The organism is Allobosea sp. 01N443, assembly GCF_056399325.1.
In genome coordinates, this window is sequence record NZ_JBFTRC010000042.1 from 26,977 (window position 1) to 46,320 (window position 19,344).

The following is a 19,344-nucleotide window of genomic DNA, read 5'->3' on the forward strand; positions in this document are numbered from 1 at the left end:
CCCGGAGAAGCCCGTGGCTGTGGCGTCGAAAGCCGATCCGCCGCGCGAGATCCGCTCCATGGGCGTGCCAAAATAGACACATCCTTTGCTCGTCTTCGAAAAACAACGCCCGGGCAAAGCAAGTCGTTACATCGCGTTACATCCCGGAAAAAGCGTTACAATTTCAGGTATTGCTTGCGCTCGACGTCCGTACCAACGTCAGCTGTACATGGAACCGCCCGGAGCTGGTGCGGCAGCGCCGTCCGACCGCGCCAGTTCGAAAGTGGGACGGAGCCTCGCGCAACGGCATGCGCGTTGCGCTTCCTTTTGCCCTGCTTCTTTCGGGCTGTTCGGCACCCTGCCCTGCCACCCATGCGGTGCAAGGCGTCGATTTCGGCAAGTAGCCGGAGTCTATTTCTAGGTTCAATTAAATATATAAATATCGATACTTCGTATATCGGCGTATCGGTTCATCGCGATGCGAGATGAATTAACATTTGTTAAAGTAATTTACTCCACAAACTCGCTCCGACAACCGAATATCATTCCATCAGAGTGACGCGGGAGATTCACATGCATAGCCAAAATTACGGATTCACCGACGAGGTTCGGTTGAAATCCTTCCAGAACATGATCATCAGCACMCATGGCGACGCGGCCGAATCGGCCCGCTTCAACAGCGAGGTCGACACCCCGCAAGCGCTGGTCGTCTATGCCGCGGCGCGGGGCGTGGATATCAGCGAGAGCGAAGCGCAGACGGTGTTCGAGGCCGCACAGGATTTCGTCGTGACCCAGACCGCGGCAGCCGGCGGCGAGGTTCGTCTGGATGACGCCGTGCTGGGCACCGTGAATGGCGGCGTGAGCTGGGCGGCGGTCGGCGGCACGATCTGTGGGATTGCCGGCGCTGTCGCCGGTGTCGCCATCGCCGTCGCCACTGCGCCCGTCAGCATCGCGCTGGGAACGGTCGCCGGCACCGCGGCGCTCATCGGCACGGCCGTCGTGGGTGGAGCCGGAACGGCCTTTTCCGGAGCTGTCACCGGCGCGCTGGCAGGCGGTGCCTCGCAACTGATCCACGACAAGATCACCGGCTGAGGCGAAGCCCGCCCTCTCCCCCGATCGAGCCGATACAGGAAACCAAGATGAGCATCTCCCAGGAACATCCGTCCTTCGGACGCTACATGGCCGCCGTGCTGCAGGACGAGGCCAAGCTGAAGCAGTTCGCCGAGACCGTGACCGGCCCCGAGAGCCTGCGCTCCTTCGCCGCCGAGCGCGGCCATGCGCTGTCCGCCGAGGAGGCCGAGCAGGTCTACGCCAAGGCCGGCGCGCTGCTGGAGGCCTCGTCGGGCCCCAGCCCGATGAGCGACGAATTGCTCGCGGACGTCAATGGCGGCATCAGCCTGGCAGCCATCGGTGCCACGATCGGCGGCATCGGCGCCGCTGCCTCGCTGACGCTCGCGGTCGGCTGCGTCATGGCCGCCCCGTTCACCGGAGGTGCGAGCTTGGCCGGCGCGGCCGCGGCGATCGCCGGCCTGAGCGGCACCGCCGCGGCCACGGTCGGCGTCGGCGCCCTCGCCGCCGGCGCGGTCGGCGCGGGCATCGGCGCCGCCGGCGGCCACATCATCGAAAACAGCTGAGCCGCAAGGCTGATCGAAGGGGCCATGTTCCGACGGCGTTCGGAACATGGCCCCTTCCCCATCCGGCCGCGCCGCCCTCGCGACGGCGGCCGCACGACCCCTCGTTCCGAGACGATGCGACATGACGGCGGCTCTCTACCGCAAAGAAGCACTCGACAATCTCGCGGGCCCCGACCGACTCGACGAGATGGTGCGCGTCACCTCTCCGCATGGCTGGGCGGCGCTGGGCACGGCGCTGGTGATCGTGACCGGCTGCCTCGGCTGGTCGATCCTCGGCAGCTATCGCACCACCGTCAGCGGCAAGGGCCTGCTCGTCCCGGCGGGAGGCGCTTTCGTCAGCGTCTATGCTCCCAAGGCAGGCTGGCTCGACAGCTATCGTCAGCGCGGCGACAAGGTGAAGAAGGGCGATCTGATCGCCCGGCTCAGCGCGCCCGAGGACGCCGCCCGCCTCGTCGATGTCGATAGCCGCGTCACCCAGCTCACTGCGCAGCGCGCAGCGCTCGCTGCGCAGATCGAGGACCGCATCCTCAAGGAGACGATCGCGGCCCAGCGCAAGCGCGAGGCCCTGCAGGAGACGATCGATCTCGGAGCATCCCGGGTGGACGCGCTCAACACCTTGCTCGGTCAGCGCGAATCCCTCTTGTCCAAGGGGTTGATGCCCTCCGACCGGATCATCGAAACCCGCGAGAGGCTGTTCGCCGCGCGCGAATCGATCTCCCGGGCGCGAACGGAGCTGTTATCGCTCGACGCCTCGCTCCAGACCCTGCGCCACCAGACCGACCAGGAGCGCGCGGCGCTCGATCGCCAGTTGCGCGACGCCGAGGGGCAGCGCGCCCAGAGCCATCTCAGCGAGAACCTGGCGACCACCATCGTGGCCCGTTCCGACGGCACCATCACCACCAACGAGGCCGGCGACCATGCACTGGTCAGCGCCGGCCAGAAGCTGATGGTGATCGAACAGGGCGGCCCCCGGCTCGACGCCCTGCTCTACGTGCCGGCCGATAGCGGCAAGGAGGTCAAGCTCGGCATGGAGGTGCGCCTGTCGCCCTCCACCGCCAAGAAGGAGGAATACGGCTCGCTGATCGGCACGGTCATCCAGGTCGACGACAGCCCGGAGAACGAGGCGGCGCTGACCCATCGCCTCGGCAACCCCGATCTCGCCCGCCTCTTCACCAAGGCTGGGCCGCCGCTCCAGCTCGTCGTGCGGATCAATCCCGGTTCCGGCGGCCCTGACAGCTACGCCTGGACCTCCAAGCGCAGCGAGCAGATCGAACTCGCCTCGACCACTCTCTTGGAAGGCCAGGTGACCGTGAAGTCGGGCCGGCCGATCAGCCTGTTCATTCCAGCGCTGCGCCGGTTCGTCGGCCTATGAGCAAGGTGCCTCCCGTGCGCTTCCCGCAGACCGGCCGCAAGCGGGTCCCGACCATCTTGCAGATGGAGGCCGTCGAATGCGGCGCCGCCTGTCTCGCCATGGTCCTGGCCCATCACGGCAAATGGGTGCCGCTCGAGGAGCTGCGCGTCGCCTGCGGCGTCTCGCGCGACGGCAGCAAGGCGAAGAACCTGGTGCAGGCGGCGCGCCGCTACGGCCTGGTGGCCGAGGGCTGGCGCACCGAGCCGGACAAGCTCGCCGGCAAACCGCTGCCGGCGATCCTGTTCTGGGAATTCAACCATTTCGTCGTGCTGGAGGGGGTCGGCCGCAAGGTCGTCTATCTCAACGATCCCGCCAGTGGCCCGCGCACGGTCACGCATGAGGAATTCGACCGCGCCTTCACCGGCGTGATGCTGACGATGGCGCCGGGGCCCGATTTCCAGCCTTCAGGCGAGCGGACGAATGTCTGGGGCGCGGTGCGCGACCAGCTCGCGCCCTCGCGCGGCGCCGTCGTTTTCCTGGTTCTGGCCGGCATCGCCGCCCTCCTGCCCGGCATCTTCGTTCCGGCGGCGACGAAGGTCTTCGTCGACGACATCCTCGTGCGCCATCTGACGGACTGGATGCGGCCGCTGCTGCTCGGCCTCGCCTGTGCGGCCCTTCTCGGCGGGCTGCTGAGCTGGCTGCAAGGCTATTTCCTCGCGCGCCTGCAATGGAAGCTCGGCGTGTCGCTGGGCCTGAAGCTGACATGGCACCTGCTGCGGCTCTCGCCGAGCTTCTTCGCCCAGCGCTATGCGGGCGACATCGCGAGCCGGCTCGCGACGACGGAGCGGGCCTGCGACCTGATCGGCAGCCAGGTTTCGGCCATGCTGGTGACCGGGCTCGCGGCCCTGTTCTACGGCGCCCTCATGGCGGTCTATGATCCGGTGCTGGCCGGCATCGGGTTGGCGCTCGCTCTCTTCAACGCGGTGTTTGCCCGTCTCATCGCGCGGCGACAGGAGGATGCCGCCCGCACCGTCATGCGCGAGCACGCGGCGCTCGGCAGCCTTTCCATCAGCGGCATCCAGTCGATCGAGACCTTGAAGGCGACGGCCTCCGAGGACGATTTCCTGAATCGCTGGGCCAATGCGCAGGCGCGCACCATGAATGCGGTGCACCGCTCGCAATTGCCGCTCCAGCTCCTCGATCTGATCCCGCGCGCGCTCGGCGCGCTGACGATGGCCGCGATCCTCGGCGTCGGCGGCTGGCGCGTCATGGAGGGGCTGATCACGATCGGGACGCTCGCAGCCTTCCAGACCGTGCTGTCGAGCTTCCTGTCGCAGGTGAGCGGGCTCGTCGGCGTCGCCTCGGGCATGCGCGAATTGCGGGTGGCGATGGAGCGCGTCGACGACGTGCTGCGCTATCCGCTCGACCGCCGCCTGGATCCGAAATTTTCCGAAGCGCCCGAGAATGCGCCCCGCCGCCTCTCCGGCGCGGTCGAGATCACCGATCTCGCCTATGGCTACAACCCGCTCGATCCGCCGCTGGTTGAAGGCTTTTCGCTGACCGTCGCGCCGGGTGCGCGCATCGCCCTGGTCGGCCCCTCCGGCAGCGGCAAATCCACGATCGCGCGGCTGATAGTCGGGCTGGCCGATCCCTGGGCGGGCGCCATCGCCTTCGACGGGCAGCCGGCTGACCGGATTCTGCCGGGCGCCCGCGCCGCCTCGATCGCCTATGTCGAGCAATCCGTTGTCCTGATGGAGGGCACCGTTCGCGAGAACCTGACGCTCTGGGACCCGCGGGTGAGCGAGCGGACGATCGTCGAGGCCGCCCGCGATGCCGGGCTGCACGACACCATCGCGGCGCGCCCCGGCGGCTACGATGCCCCGGTCAGCGAGGGCGGCAGTAACTGGTCGGGCGGCCAGGCCCAGCGCCTGGAGATCGCCCGTGCGCTGGTGGGGGAACCGAGCATCCTCGTGCTCGACGAGGCGACCTCCGCCCTCGATGCCGCGACCGAAGCGGCGATCCTCGACAATCTGCGACGCCGCGGCTGCACCATCATCCTGGTCACCCACCGCCTCAGCGCCATCCGCGATTGCGACGAGATTCTCGTGCTCGACCGAGGCCGGATCGTCCAGCGCGGATCGCATGAGGCGCTCTACCACCAGCCGGGCACCTATGGGGAACTGATCCGTGCTGCATGAAGCTCCTCACCTGCTCGCCGCCTCCGGCACGACGCCCGTCGATCCCAGCGGAGCCGTGCCCGTCTCGGCCGCCGGCCTGCGGGTCGATGCTGGCTCGGCCGATCTCTATCTCGACTGGCCCGGCCGGGCGGGACGGCGCCGGCGCCTGGCTACTCTCGGTCCCCACGACATCGCCCTGCCGCTTTCCCTGACAGCGGCTCTATCGCCGATTCCGGCGGAAGCGCGGCTCCTTGCCTTTCCCGCGCTGGGATCGCGGCTGTCGGCCTTCGCGATCGAGCCCTTCCTGGCCAGCCTCGATGCCGGCGAGGCCGCCGCGATCGAAGCAGCAGAGAGTTGGGTCGAGCGCACCGCCCGCGCTGCAGCCGAGCCTTTGACGGGCACCCCCGTCCTGCTCGGCGATGGAGAAGGCAGGCTCGAACCGGGTTGTGTCGCGCGGCCGGCGCAAGGGCTGCTCTGGGCCGCAGCCGGCGACGCAGCCCTTCTGACCGATCTGCCGGGCGCCGGCCCGGTTCTCCCCGGAATGCCCGCGGTCCCGGTGACATCGGGTGGAATCGTCGCTGAACGCAGCACCGCGATCGGCTGCCGCACGAGCGCGGCCTTGGCCGCGGAAGGCGGCCTCGCGCGCGCCCTGCTCGGACATCACGAGCGGATAACCCGCGCACTCGCCTTCGCGGAAGCGAACCGGGACGACGACGAGGTCGCCCGCATCGCCGGCAAGGTTGTCCGCGACCGCGCCGTCCTGGCCTCGAGCGTCGCGCCGCTTCTGGCTCCTGCCGCCGGCGGCGTGCTGCACGGCGCTTCGCTCGCGTCGACTTTCCGCACCGTCGCCGAGGCCACGGCGGTCAGCATGCCCTCCACGCCGTCGCCCGAGGCGGGCAAGGATGACGGCCTGCCGATCGAGCGACAGATCGCCGACCTCGCCGCCTGGGCCGGCGTGCGGACACGCCGCATCCGACTGGAGCCGGGTTGGTGGCGCCGGGGCGGGCAATCGGTTCTCGGCTTCCGGCGCGAGGACGGCAGCCCGGCCGCGCTGATCGCCGGAACGGGTTGGCGAGGCGGCTACCGCATCCGCGAGGCGGGCCGGGACCGGCCCGTCGATGCCGGGACGGCGGCTGCCGTCGCCGACTACGGCTACGTGCTCCAGCGCCGCCTCCCCGACGCGGCGATCGACGGAAGCGGGCTGCTGCGCTTCGCCGCGCCACTCGCGTGGCCCGCCCTGATGGCCATCCTGATCATCGGGCTGGCCGGGAGTCTGCTCGGCCTCGTGACGCCGATGGCGACCGAGATCCTGTTCGAGACGGTGATTCCGGCGGCCTCGTATCCCGAACTGCTCCAACTCACGGCCGGCATCGCGGCGCTCGGGCTCGGCGGCATCGTCTTTGAGCTCGTGCGCGGCTTTCTGGTGCTGCGGCTCGCCACGCTCCTGAACACCGATCTCGAAGGAGCGGTGTGGGACCGACTCCTGCGCTTGCCGGCCGGTTTTTTCCGAAACCACGCCGCGGGCGATCTCGCCTTGCGGGCCGCGGCGATCAACCAGATGCGCGACGCGGTGAGCGGGACGGCGGTCAGCTCCCTGCTCTCGGCGGTCTTCTCGGTCTCCAGCCTCGCCCTGATTCTCTATTACGAATGGCGCCTCGCCCTCGTCGCGATCGGCCTCGTCATCGTCCAGCTCGTCGTGATGGTGGGGGTCAATCTGCGGATGCTCGCCTGGAAGCAGCGGGCTCTTGAAACGGAAGGCCGGCTGCAGGCCCTGGCGCTGCAACTGATCCAGGGCATCGCGAAGCTGAAGGTCGCGGGCGCCGAGGCGCGGGCCTTCGCCCGCTGGTCGCCGCTCTTCATCGCGCGGCGGGCCCTCGGCTTCCGGCAGGGCGCGCTTTCATCCGGCTTCTCCGCTTTCGGAACGGCTTTTGGCATCGCCTCGGCCGCCCTGCTGATCGGGATCGTCGGCCTCGGCGGGATCGAGATCGGCATCGGCCGCTTCGTCGCCTTCAACGCCGCCTATGGCCAGTTCATGGCGGCGACCCTGTCGCTGGGAAGCGCGCTGCCCGCCTTGTTGTCCCTGAAGCCGCTCTATGGCCGTGCCGCGCCGCTGCTCGCGGCCTCGCCCGAGAACATCGGCCGGCGCGGCGCCCTGCACGATCTGCGCGGCGGGATCGAGGTCAACGATGTGGTGTTTCGCTACCGCGTCGACGGCCCTGCCGTTCTCGACGGCGTGTCGATCAGGATCAGGCCCGGCGAGTTCGTCGGCATCGTCGGTACCTCCGGTTCCGGCAAGTCGACGCTGATCCGCATTCTGCTGGGTTTCGAGACGCCGGAGAGCGGCTCGGTGTTCTTCGACGACCAGGAGTTGAGCAGCCTCGATCTGCGTGCGCTGCGCCGGCAGATGGGCGTCGTGCTCCAGTCGAGCCGCGCCACGAGCGGTACCATCCTGGACAATATCCTCAACGGCGCCGCGCTGAAAGAGGCGGATGCCTGGGAGGCGGCGCGCCTCGCCGGACTGGACGCCGACATCCGGGCCATGCCGATGCGCATGCACACCTTCGTCGGCGAAGACGGCACGCTGCTCTCGGGCGGCCAGCGGCAGCGCCTGCTGATCGCGCGTGCGGTGGTGCGCCGGCCGCGGATCCTGCTCTTCGACGAAGCGACCAGCGCGCTGGACAACCGGACCCAGCAGATTGTCTCCCAAGGGCTGGAATGGCTCGACGCCACCCGCGTCGTCATCGCGCACCGCCTGTCGACCATCCAGAACGCCGACCGCATCTATGTGCTGCAGGGAGGGCGGGTCGCCGAGGAAGGAAGCTATCGCGAGCTTCTGGAGCGGGGCGGAGTGTTCGCCCAACTGGCGCTCAGGCAGGTCGCGTGAACCAGACATCTCCCGAACGTGACTATGGAATGTTCAGAACCATCGCCGACGATCCGAACGCAGAGGGACCCGATATGAACAGCAAGATCGACAGCAGCAACCGCAAGCTCGACGAGGCCGAGCTCGACGACGTGCATGGCGCCGGAACCGGTGGGCATTGGGACCATAGCGGCAAGGCTTCGATGTGGGTGACGACCGTGCCCGGAGACGCCCATGGTTTCTTCAAGCCGACCGAAAACAGAAGCTCCGTCCGCCCGGACGGCAATGGCGGYTATATCCGCTGGGATCGTGCCGGCAATTGCGAAGCCCCGGCCATCCGCAGAACCTGAACCCTATCAATAATTTGGAGCCTGATCCGATCAGATTGAATCAACCTGATCAGATCAGGCCGCGCGGATAGCCCGCTGCAGGATGCCCGCGTTCCGGCCTGGCCCGGCGCCGTGATTTGAAGCCTCCGCGTCATGACCGTGCGGGAGCTGCTGCGGTGTCTGGCACATCCCACCCCACGTGGCTCAAGGCAGCCACAGCTCGACGGAGAAGACAATGGGCAACGAAAAGCTTGAAACCGGCGAAGATCGCAAAGACATGAAACTCTCCGATGACGAATTGGAGACTGTCACGGGAGCAGAGAAAATGAATCTATCAATTCTGCATCCGATCGACAGCTGGGGAAAGGTGTTCGGAAAACTCTTCGAACCGTTCAAGGCCACGCTGGATTCGCTCCAAGAAAGATCAAATAGGCACAAGTGATCCAGGGAACACGCGGCGTAAGCAGGCCTCGATAGGCCTTTCTCAACGCAATGACGGGCCCGGCCCGGGAAGGAGCAGACCGATGAGCACAGAGCCCGATAACGCTCCGCTGAACGATGCCTCGCTGGAAGACGTCAACGGCGGCTACAACGTGGTGGATGGCTTGGCGCGGCTCGGACACTCGATCGAGAGCAGTGCTCTGGCTGGCCACAAATTCGGAGCGGACGCCGACAATCATATGGCTGCCGCTGGCGGCGCCTTTGTTGGTATCATTTCCCCTGTCGAGTGGCGCTGCCGTGCCAGAGACCGATCTTCACATCCCTGAGATCGGTCGCCCCCCTTGGCCGGCTTGGCCAAGGGGGGCGGTTCGGCTTCCTTATCGACGCTTGAGCGCGTCCATGAGGGCTGCACCCAGGGCACCCTGGCTTTCCTTCTGCGGTGTCCGCGCCGGCCCTCCCCGGCCCGGGTTACCCTTGCCGTCGCGCGCGTCCTTGCCGCCGCGGGCATCCTGGCCGTCGCGAGCCCCCTGGCCGCCGCGCGCATCCTGGCGCGCGGTCTCACGCGGCCCCTTCGAGCTGTCGCCGCCTGCGTCGCTGCGCATGGACAGCGAGATGCGCTTGCGCTTGATGTCGATCTCCAAGACACGCACCTTCACGACGTCGCCGACCTTCACCACCTCATGCGCGTCCTTCACGAAGCGCTCGGCAAGCTGCGAGACATGGACGAGCCCGTCCTGATGGACGCCGATGTCGACGAAGGCGCCGAAGGCGGCAACATTCGTCACCGTGCCCTCCAGCGTCATCCCGACTTCGAGGTCCTTCATGTCGTCGATGCCATCAGCGAAGGCCGCGGTCTTGAAGGCAGGACGTGGGTCGCGGCCCGGCTTGTCGAGCTCGGCGATGATGTCGCGGACAGTCGGCAAGCCGAAGCGATCGTCGACGAAGCTGCGAGGATCGAGCCTGGACAGCACAGCGCTGTCACCCATCAGGGAGCGCAGGTCGCGCCCGCAGGCGGCGACGATCTTGCGGGCGACGCCATAGGCCTCCGGATGCACCGATGAGGCGTCGAGTGGTTCTGATCCGTCCCGGATGCGCAGGAACCCGGCGCATTGCTCGAAGGTCCGAGGTCCGAGCCTGGCAACGGCGAGCAACTGGCGGCGCGTACCGAACGGTCCGTTGACATCGCGATGCGCGACGATCGCTTCGGCGAGCGCAGCGCCGAGCCCCGATACCCGCGCCAGCAGCGAGGCCGAGGCCGTGTTGAGGTCGACCCCGACTGCGTTCACGGCATCCTCGACCATGGCGTCGAGCGCGCGGGCGAGATGATACTGATCGACATCGTGCTGATACTGGCCGACGCCGATCGATTTCGGATCGATCTTGACGAGCTCCGCCAACGGGTCCTGCAGGCGCCTTGCGATGGAAACCGCGCCGCGCAGCGTGACGTCGAGGTCCGGGAACTCGGCGGCGGCCTGTTCCGAGGCGGAATAAACCGAGGCGCCGGCCTCCGAGACGACCACCTTGATCGGCTTGGGCGGCGGCAGATCGCCGAGCAGCTCCGCGACAAGCTTCTCGGTCTCGCGACTGCCGGTCCCGTTGCCGATGGAGACAAGTTCCACGCCATGCTTGCGGATGAGGCTCGCAAGCTCGGCCTGCGTGCCGCGAACATCGTTCCGCGGCTGGAATGGATAGACGGTCGTGGTGGCAAGCAGCTTGCCGGTGCCGTCGACCACCGCCACCTTCACGCCGGTCCGGATGCCGGGATCGAGACCCATGGTCGCCCGCGATCCGGCCGGTGCGGCCAGAAGCAGATTCTTGAGGTTGCGGGCGAAGACATTGATCGCCTCGGCCTCGGCCTTCATCCGCAGATCGGTCATCAGGTCCACCGAGAGGTGAAGCGACAGCTTCGCCCGCCAGGTCCAGCCGACGACCTCCATCAGCCAGGCATCGCCCGGCAACCTGTCGCCGATCGCGTAGGTGTCGGCGATCATGCGCATCACCGGCTTGACCGGGCGCGGATCATCCCTGTCCACCTCGATGTCGAGCGTCAGAATGTCCTCGTTCCGGCCCCGCAGCATGGCCAGCGCACGGTGGCTCGGCACGTTGGCCCAGCGCTCGACGTGATCGAAATAGTCGGCGAACTTGGCGCCCGCCTCCTCCTTCCCTGCGATCACGCGCGCACRCAACTCGGCCCTTTGATGGAGGTAGCCGCGCAAACGACCGAGCAGTTCGGCATTCTGGGCGAACTGCTCCGACAGAATGTCCCGGGCACCGTCCAGCGCGCTCTTGGTGTCAGGCACGTCGTCGGCCAGATAGGCCGCCGCCAGCTCGGCCGGGACAGCTCGGCGATTGGCCAGGATCGCCTCGGCGAGTGGCCCCAGGCCGCGCTCACGCGCAATCTCGGCCTTGTTGCGGCGCTTGGGCTTGAACGGAAGATAGATGTCCTCCAGCTCCGCCTTGGTCGTGGCGGCAGAGATCGAGGCCTCGAGTTCAGGCGTGAGCTTCTCCTGCTGGCGAATGGCCCCGAGAATGGCGGCGCGTCGACCTTCGAGTTCGCGCAGATAGATCAGCCGTTCTCCGAGCAGGCGCAGTTGGGTGTCGTCCAGCCCCCCGGTCGCCTCCTTGCGATAGCGCGCGATGAAGGGAATGGTCGCCCCCTCGTCGATCAGTGCAATGGCGGCGGCTGCCTGCGGCAGGCGCGCGCCGATCTCGGCGGCGATGCGGGATGCGATTGCGGCGTTGTCGGACATTCAGGACACTGGAACCGTTGCTGGAACAGAGATGATGGTTGGGTGCCTGAGGCGATGCAGCGTGATCGCATCCGCACCGGGCATGTCCCCTTCATAGCACCGCTCTCGATCACCTCCACCCCGCGCCGACGGTCCCACCCGAAACAGGCAATGTCCGCCGAAGGCGAACCGGCGTTCTCCGCCCGACAACGACGCCGCATCCGCCCTCGTCAGAAGTTGACGGCGAGCCGTGCGGTGCCGCCGAGGCTTCTGGTGTTGGTGGAGAGCTCGCTGTCGAGGCGGATGCCGAGCGAGACACGCTCGTTGAACTTTGCGTCCAGGCCGGCGGCGATCAGGGCGCTGTCGCGGTCGGGCCGGGCCCCGCTGGCGGCGAAACTCGCGCCCGGCAGCGCAATCAGGCTGGCGGCGAGGCTGRCATCGCGCTCGACGTAATGAGCCCAGGCGGCTCGCGCGAAGCCGGTGACCGGCACTGCGCCGACCATCGCCTGCCCGTCGAGCTGGAAGCCGACTTCCCAACGGCTGGTGACAGCGTTGCGCCTGGCGACACTGAGTGCACCGGCATTGCCGGCGAACCCGGCCCCTTCCGTGAAGGTGGGGCTGCGCACATGCACCGCCTGCAGGGCCGCCAGCGGCGAGATTGTGAGGCCGTTCCAGCTTGCCAGCGCCGCGGTCGCCTGCAGCCGCCCGCTCCAGGCCGTACTGGCATAGGAGGAGCTCAGCGCATTGCCGAGCGCCGGCACGGCGCGGTGGACGTCGTTGTCCAGTCTGGCATAGCCGCCGGCGGCGGCGAGGTTGACCGGGCCGAGCCTGGTCAGGCCATAGAGCCCCGCCTGGAAGGCGTCGCTGTGGATCTTGCCGAGCCCGCCGGACAGCGAGGCGCGCGCCTGGCCCGCGGCGACCGCGACACCCGCGACCGTACCCGGCGCCAGCAGGACATCGGCGCCGACCGCCAGATGCGCGTCATCGAGCGTGCGATTGGCCGAGCCGATAAGGCGCTCGCCATCATTGCGTCCGCGCGAGCCAAAGGGAGCGCCCCAGAGCGAGAAGCGCGCCGGGTCGAAGGTGGCAGGCCCGGCGGCGCTTCCTTTCGAGGGCAGACCGGCGGTGAAGCCGGCCGCTCCGCCGGGCGCCCCCGCCGCACCGGCCAGACGGCCGCGGCCGTTGGGGTCGAGCATGGTGCCGAGGAACGCGTTCGCCGCCTGGAAGCCGAGCGCCGGAACGCTGGCATGGATCTCGCCCGAGAGTTGGTTGACGACGGCCGGAATCGCGCTCGCCGGCTGGTTGTAGAGGTTGAACAGCGGCGAGGCGTCGCCCCCATTCGCCACCGCCCTGTCGATCGAGGCGGCGACGGCATAGGCGTTACGCGGCGAGGTCACGCCGAGCGCAGGCGAGCCCGATGGAGAGCCGGGTGGCGAGCCTGGTGACGAGCCGGGATCCCCTGAGCCGCCGGGTGTCAGCGGGCGCGGGGTCAAGGTCAACTGCACGTCCTGGGCGGTGTAGCTCACGGTCGTGGTGACGCCGTCGCCGAAAGCGCCGGTCGTGTCGACGGTGCCGAAGGTGCCGCTCCGCCCGCCCRCTGCCGAGAGCAGGGTGTAGGGGCTGTTGAAACGGAAGGTCTGGCCGAGTGGYACGATCTGCAGCGTGCCGGCGAGCGCAGCCGTGCCGCTGACATTGATGCGGTCGGCGAGCGGCCCCTGCACCTCGGCACGGTAGGTCGAGACCGCGTCCATCATGAGATTGCCGGAGACCGTCAGCGTGCCCGGAGAGTTGCCAGGCGAGAGCGTGCCGCCGGTGACGGTCACGCCCGGGACGGTGCCCGAGCCGCCAAGCGTGCCCCCGGCGTTGAGCGTCACGCCGGAAGAAGCGGCGATCGAGCCGTTCACGACCAGCGTGCCGCCATCGACTGTGGTCGAACCGGTGTAGCTGCTCGCGCCCGAGAGCGTGAACCCGCCCGTGCCGGTCTTGATCAGGCTGCCATGGCCGTCCGATCCGACATTGCCAGCGAAGGTGCTATTGGCATTGTTGCCACCGACGGTCAGAGTGCGTCCGGCACCAAAGATCACCTGCGCGCCTGCCGTACCGCTGAGCGCGCCAATGCTCTGGTCGCCGTTGATCCGGAAACTCGTATTCGCGCCGCTCAGGGTGACGACGGCTTGCGGCGAAAGCGCATTGCTGCTGACCGCGTCGAAGGCCGCTCCGCCCGAGATGTTGATCTGCCGGGAGTTGAGCAGTGTGCCGCCGAGCGCAATGCGGAGCATGCCGCCCGATACGGTTGTCGGGCCTGAATAGGAATTGACGCCGTACAAGTCCTGACTGTTCGCCCCGACTTTTGTCAGGCCGCCGGTCCCGGTGATATTGCCGAAGAAACCGATATTCGAGCCACCGCCGAGGGTCAGCGTGGCCGAGCCGAGCGCGACGGTCGTCCCCGCATTTCCCGCCAGGCTGGCGACGGCCTGATCGTAGCCCGCGAGCCTCCAGGTCCCGCCATTCAGCGTGATGTTTGTCGAAGAGGGCAGAGCGTTGCCGATGCCCATCTGCAAAGTGCCGCCATTGACGATTGTCGCACCGGTATAGGTGCTGGCGCCAGCCAGGGTCAGCGTGCCGCTGCCGTCCTTGGTCAGCCCGCCCCCGCTGCCCGAGATCACCCCGCTGAAGGTCGAGCTGGCGTCCTGCGAACCTGCGCTCAGCCGCGCCCCAAGCCCCAGCTCGATCAGGCCGCTCCCGCTCAAGCCGTCCACGGCAAGGGCCGAGTTGAGCCGATAGGTGCCATCGATCTGGAGGTTCGTCTTCGCTTCGACGGCGCCGGGATTGTTGGTGGTCAGCGTCGCGCCGGATCGCACCTCGAGCGTGCCGATGCCGGCGCCGACCCCAGTCCAGATGCTGTCTCCCTGAAAGCTCAAGCGCGACGCGCCCGTAATGCTCGTAGAGAACGTCCCGCCGCCAATCGTCAGCGCCGCAGCGATCCCGATTGCGCCACCGCCTTCGAGACGGTTGATTGTCGCTTCGTAGCTTGAGAACTGCAGCGTTGCGCCATCGTTGATGGTGATCGAGYGGAATGATCGACCGAAGTCGGCGAGCCCAAGCCGATCTTGGCCGGCGGCGATGGCATTGCCCCCCTCGATGACCAGCCGCGCACCCAGGCCTCCGAATCCAGTCCAGCCGGTCACGTTGATGTTTCCGGTGTCGGTGGCTGAACCGAGATAGAGGGTCGAATTTCGTCCGAACCGGCCGAACGACACAGACAATGTTCGACCGGCGACGGCCGTCAGCCGGGCGACCGAGTCATCGTCGGTCAACACCTGGCTGCCCAGGTTCACGTCGTTCAAGGCACGGATATGACCAGCCGTCCCAATGAAGGTCAGTGTGCTGAAAGGATAGGGATTATTGGTTGAAACCTCGCCCAGGCCGCCCACATTGCCATTGGTCTGCCCATTTGCGGCATGGGACCCAAGGAAACAGAAGGCAATATACAAAGTGATTGAACAATAAATCCTGTAAAAATTGATGTATCCGCTTCTGACATCATGGTGCCTTGATGATATACGCCCGTTCTTTGTCGGCGGCTTCGAGGAATTGATAGCAGAAGGGCGCATAGCTCGTTATCTGTCGATCTCGATCGGCTCTGGACATCGCATTACTCCAGCCCCCACACAGATAGCAAAGTCCAAACTTTGCAGGTATTCCGCCATGAGCGACGCTTTTCGGCCGGTCAGCCGCGCCGACCATCTGCATCCCGCCGTCGATGCCTATGCGCAGGAGCCCGTATGGTCCTATGCGGTCGAGCTGATCCGTTCGCCCGCCTTCGGCCACGCGTTGCAGAACTACTGCATCGCGATGATGCAGCCACCGGAGATGGCCTGGCCGGCTGACAAGTTCTTCGGACAGAAGCTGCGCTATCTCGTCTCGTTCGCCTTGATCGGCCAGGATGCCCGCTGGCGCCGGAGCGGAGGAGAACTGCCGACGATTTCCGCCCTTCAGCGGTCTGCACACGCCAGCCCCCGGCAGGTCGCCGCCCTCGTCGCTGCGCTGAAGCTGGGCGGGTATGTCGTCGCGACCCGCGCCTCCCAGGATCGCCGCGCCGTGCGGCTACAGCCCGCGATGGCGCTCCTCCTGGAGATCGGTCGCTCACCCCTGGCATTTCTCGAAGCTTCGGAGCAAATCGCCCCGCCGCCACGGCCGTTCGCCGCTCACCTGCGCAGCCAGGACATCGCTCTGGCCGACTGGCTCGGCCGTTCCTACGATATGTTCCTTCAGGAAGACGTCTACTTCGCGCCCTTCGCGAAGATTGTCCGGTTGGCCGAACAGGATTGCGGCTATCCGGTGCTATCGGCCGTGCTGGGTGCTCATTACGCGGCCCGCGCCGGTGCCGCCGCACCTGTTTCGTTGTCCTATGGCGGATTGGCGGAGCGCTTTCGCGTCTCGCGCCAGCATATCGGCAATATCCTGAATGAGGCCGAGCGGCGCGGCTGCTTTTCAGTCGATCACGGCGGCCGCACGGTCGCGGTCGCGCCTGATTTTCTGTCGGAGTTCGAAACCTGGTCTGCGGGGCAGATAGCCCATTATCGCCTGCTCGCAGAACAGGTCAGATTTCAATCGGAGCCGGTACTATCGGAATAGTCGCTTTCCCGGTCCTGCGGTCATCGTAATGGACCACCGAGATCACGCCTGGACATCGGACCGGATATCGTATCCGCTCCGATGATCTCAGCCTTTGTGTTTGCATCGGCTTTCCCGAAAACCGCCGTCCGCTATGTCGGGCCGACGCTAGCGATCTCCACCCTCCTCCGGCTGAAAGCGCGGGCTGCCATAGGGATAGTAGTCCTTCAGCGTCAGGTTCTCGTAGGGCAGAGCTTCGAGATGCACCGTGCCCATGAAGGGCTGCGACGGCTCGACCAGCAGGATCGTCGGCGCGAAGCCGCTATCGTCGAAACCCCGGCGGAAATGGACGCGGGACTTGATCGCGATGATATCGAATTCCGCGGGCTTGAGACCGAGTTCCCGGAGTTCCGATGGCTCGATGATCTGGACCAGATAAGGGCTCAAGACCAGCACATTGCCGTTGCCGAAGCTGACGCAGACGGACTCGTTGCCCATGCCGCGTCGGTTCGTGGCCGTCCGGATATCGCGGATCGTGCCGGTGATGCGCACGGGCTCGCCTGCCGATTCATCGAAGAGGCCGCCGATCTCCGCGTCGAACGCATCGCCGGGCCGGGCTCCGGCCGCGAGCACGGCACGGATAGCCTCGGGCGAGGCGATGGTGGCGATCAGGGTGCGCTCACAGCTCTGCGCGACGATCTCCTGCAGCAGCCAGGTGGCATAGCCCGAGCGATCGCTGTAATCGGCGAGCACGACCGGCGCCCTGCCCTCCGTCACGGCCTCGCGGGCGAGAATGACGCCCTGCTCCATCGTGTGGATCTTCACGGTCTCGAGCAGCGCCTTTCGCCGCCGCCAGGTCCAGTCGGCCATATCGCGGAGCACGCGCTCGGCGAGGTCCGGGTCGTCATTGGTCAGGACCTGAAGGCCCATCCCGGCATCGGGAACGTCCGCCCAGGGAAATCCGAAGAAGACATTGACGAAGACATCCGGCTCCCGCGCCTCCCAGATCAGCGCCCGCTGGATCAGGTCGGACCAGGGCGAGGCGCCGGTCCACATCACGACCGTGGGTGCGAGGATCGGGATCCGCAGCGACCGGTGCACCGGCTTGAAGCTGCCGCGGATCGCCCTGACCAGCATGCGCGCCGCGCGCTCGCCCTGCAGGTGCATGTCGTAATGGGGGAAGTATTTGACGCAGAAGGCCATGTCGGCCTGCTCTAGAAATGCTTCGTCCTCATTGCCATGGGGATCGAATGTCGCGGAGATGAAGGCCTCCGGGCCGACGACCTCGCGGACGCGCCTTGCGATATCGGCCTCGGGACGCGGCACGCCGCGTACCGCCAGCGCGCCGTGAAGCGCCAGATAGACGCCGTCCAGCGCCGGTTGAGCCTTCAGCTCCTCGATCATGATGCCGAGGAAATGCTCGTAGGCATCCTGCGTGACCCAACCCGAGCCCGTGCCGGTGCGCGGCCAGAGCGGCGAGGTGATGCCGATCAGCTCGACATCGTCGTGTTCGCGCGCGACCTGGACGAAGCCGCCCATATAGCCCTTCGGGTCGGTCGCAAGCAGCACCTCGCCGCCGGCCGGCGAGCCGGGATAGATGAAATCCTCGCGGGTGGTGTCGTTGGGGAGGAAGGTGACCGTCTCATGGGCGAACTGGAGAACGGCGATACGGATCGGCTTGGACATCATGCTCGTTTCACGTCGTAGAATTGTGCGAAGCCAATACGCATCCCGGCCAATCCGCGATAGGCCGTCTTCTCGTAATAGGCGCCGAGCGGGATATAGGGCACCTCGGTGAAGAACTGCTTCTGGATTTCGGCGCAGATCGACTTTTGAGCGGCGATATCCTTGGCCCCGAACCAATCGAGGCGCAGCTCTTCCAGGCGCGGCGATTTCGGCCAGCCGAACCAGGCCTGATCGCCATTGCCGCGGATGCCGAGCTGGCTGGCGGGGTCGAAATTATTGGTGCCGTTCAGATAGGTGAAGAAGATGTTCCAGCCCCCCTTGTCGATGGGTTGCTTGCTCGCGCGGCGTTGAACGACGGTGCCCCAATCGGTCGAGACCATGTCCACATTCATCCCGGATTTCTGCAGCGCGTCCGCCGCCACCATCGCCAGCGCATGGGTCGAGGGGTAATCGGTCGGGTCGAGYAGCACGATGCGCTCGCCCTTGTAGCCGGCTGCCGCCAGCGCGCGCCGGACCGCCGCGAAATCCCGCTTGCCGACCAGAACCTCCGTTCCGGCCGTGGTCGCCAGCGGCGTGTCGGGGCTGAACACGCCGACATGGTCCTTCCACATCGAGCGTTCGTCTCCGGCGACCGCGGTCATGAACTCGGGCTGGTCGATGGCGCCGAGCAGGGCGCGCCGGATTGCGGGATTGTCGAAGGGAGGGTGGAGACTGTTGAAGCGCAGGCAGCCGATGCCGCCGGCCGGATCGAGACCTTCGACCTTCAGTCCGGCCTTGGCTCTCAGCGTCCCCAGCAGATCCGGTGTCGGGTTCTGCCACCAGTCGATCTCGCCGGTGCTGAGCGCGTTGGCCGCCGTCGAAGGGTCGGGCATGATGCGCCATTCGACCCGGTCGAAGAACACGCTCTTGGGGCCGGCGGTGAAGGTGGCGGAGCCATCCGGCCGCGGCACATAGCCTGCAAATTTCTCATAGACCGCCAAGGCGCCCGGCACCCGCTCGTCGGCCTTGAAGCGGTAGGGGCCGCTGCCGACCATCTCGGTCACCTGCTTGTTGGGGTCGGTCAGCGCCAGCCGTTCCGGCATGATGCAGGGCATCGACGTCCCGGTCTTGCCAAGGGCTGCCGGAAGCAGCGGGAACGGCCGCTTCAGCCGGAATTTCACGACGCGGTCGGATTCGGCCGACAATTCGTCCGTCGCATCCATCAAGGCCCGGCCGAAGGCATCGCGCGCGGAAAAGCGACGGATGCTCGGCACCACGTCCTGCGCCCTCACCGGCTCGCCATCATGGAAACGCAGGCCCTCGCGCAATGTCAGTCGCCAGGTCTTGCCGTCGTCCTCGATCGTATGGCCCGCCACCATCTGGGGCTCGAAACCATAATCGGCGTTCTGCCCATAGAGCGTATCGAAGACCAGATAGCCGTGATTGCGCGTCACCGTCGCCGTCGTCCAGACTGGATCGACGATCGCGACATCCGCCTCGGGAACGAATTTCAGGAGCTTTGCCGGCAGCGCGAGGCTGGGCTTTGCGAGGGCCGATAC

Annotated in this window: 13 protein-coding genes; 9 read left to right on the forward strand and 4 right to left on the reverse strand. The window is 66.8% G+C overall.

Features of this window, described 5'->3' with window-relative positions; translation table 11 throughout:
- Positions 1–552 precede the first annotated feature (552 nt).
- The 8 genes from AC1DRP_RS13335 to AC1DRP_RS13370 all read left to right on the forward strand — a co-directional run bounded on the left by AC1DRP_RS13335 (position 553) and on the right by AC1DRP_RS13370 (position 9,100).
- Positions 553–1,071 (forward strand): hypothetical protein, encoded by a 519-nt coding sequence (locus AC1DRP_RS13335; RefSeq protein ID WP_476768690.1) that lies wholly within the window; start codon positions 553–555, stop codon positions 1,069–1,071.
- A 47-nt stretch (positions 1,072–1,118) separates the two neighbouring features.
- On the forward strand, positions 1,119–1,613 hold the full coding sequence (locus AC1DRP_RS13340) for a hypothetical protein (RefSeq protein ID WP_476768691.1): 495 nt from the start codon (positions 1,119–1,121) through the stop codon (positions 1,611–1,613).
- A 121-nt stretch (positions 1,614–1,734) separates the two neighbouring features.
- Entirely contained in the window at positions 1,735–2,985 is a 1,251-nt protein-coding gene (locus tag AC1DRP_RS13345) for an NHLP bacteriocin system secretion protein (protein ID WP_476768692.1), read from the forward strand.
- Complete coding sequence (locus AC1DRP_RS13350; protein ID WP_476768693.1) at positions 2,982–5,162, forward strand: NHLP family bacteriocin export ABC transporter peptidase/permease/ATPase subunit; 2,181 nt, start codon at positions 2,982–2,984, stop codon at positions 5,160–5,162. The genes AC1DRP_RS13345 and AC1DRP_RS13350 overlap by 4 nt, the downstream gene beginning before the upstream one ends.
- Positions 5,152–8,025 carry an NHLP bacteriocin export ABC transporter permease/ATPase subunit gene (locus AC1DRP_RS13355; RefSeq protein WP_476768694.1) on the forward strand — a complete coding sequence of 958 codons (2,874 nt, stop codon included), beginning with the start codon at positions 5,152–5,154 and terminating at the stop codon, positions 8,023–8,025. Before AC1DRP_RS13350 ends, AC1DRP_RS13355 begins: the two co-directional genes overlap by 11 nt.
- Before the next feature lie 74 nt (positions 8,026–8,099).
- On the forward strand, positions 8,100–8,354 hold the full coding sequence (locus tag AC1DRP_RS13360; protein ID WP_441493786.1) for a hypothetical protein: 255 nt from the start codon (positions 8,100–8,102) through the stop codon (positions 8,352–8,354).
- Positions 8,355–8,568: 214 nt separating this feature from the next.
- Complete coding sequence (locus AC1DRP_RS13365) at positions 8,569–8,775, forward strand: hypothetical protein (protein ID WP_476768695.1); 207 nt, start codon at positions 8,569–8,571, stop codon at positions 8,773–8,775.
- Positions 8,776–8,857: 82 nt separating this feature from the next.
- Entirely contained in the window at positions 8,858–9,100 is a 243-nt protein-coding gene (locus AC1DRP_RS13370; RefSeq protein ID WP_476768696.1) for a hypothetical protein, read from the forward strand.
- Positions 9,101–9,151: 51 nt separating this feature from the next.
- Here AC1DRP_RS13370 and AC1DRP_RS13375 read toward each other — a convergent pair whose 3' ends face one another.
- The gene (locus AC1DRP_RS13375; protein WP_476768697.1) at positions 9,152–11,524 is read right to left on the reverse strand and encodes a Tex family protein; all 2,373 of its coding nucleotides are present in this window, start codon (positions 11,522–11,524) and stop codon (positions 9,152–9,154) included.
- A 209-nt stretch (positions 11,525–11,733) separates the two neighbouring features.
- Positions 11,734–14,820 carry an autotransporter outer membrane beta-barrel domain-containing protein gene (locus AC1DRP_RS13380; RefSeq protein ID WP_476768698.1) on the reverse strand — a complete coding sequence of 1,029 codons (3,087 nt, stop codon included), beginning with the start codon at positions 14,818–14,820 and terminating at the stop codon, positions 11,734–11,736.
- Between the two features lie 391 nt (positions 14,821–15,211).
- Between AC1DRP_RS13380 and AC1DRP_RS13385 the strand changes: the two genes are divergently transcribed.
- On the forward strand, positions 15,212–16,141 hold the full coding sequence (locus tag AC1DRP_RS13385; RefSeq protein ID WP_476768699.1) for a MarR family transcriptional regulator: 930 nt from the start codon (positions 15,212–15,214) through the stop codon (positions 16,139–16,141).
- Positions 16,142–16,288: 147 nt separating this feature from the next.
- Here the strand turns inward: AC1DRP_RS13385 and AC1DRP_RS13390 are convergent, their stop codons facing one another.
- Positions 16,289–17,794, reverse strand: coding sequence for a M81 family metallopeptidase (locus AC1DRP_RS13390; RefSeq protein WP_476768703.1), 1,506 nt, complete (start codon positions 17,792–17,794; stop codon positions 16,289–16,291).
- A gap of 11 nt (positions 17,795–17,805) precedes the next feature.
- Positions 17,806–19,344: ABC transporter substrate-binding protein (locus tag AC1DRP_RS13395; protein WP_476768700.1), on the reverse strand; the 1,539-nt coding region annotated here is incomplete at its 5' end.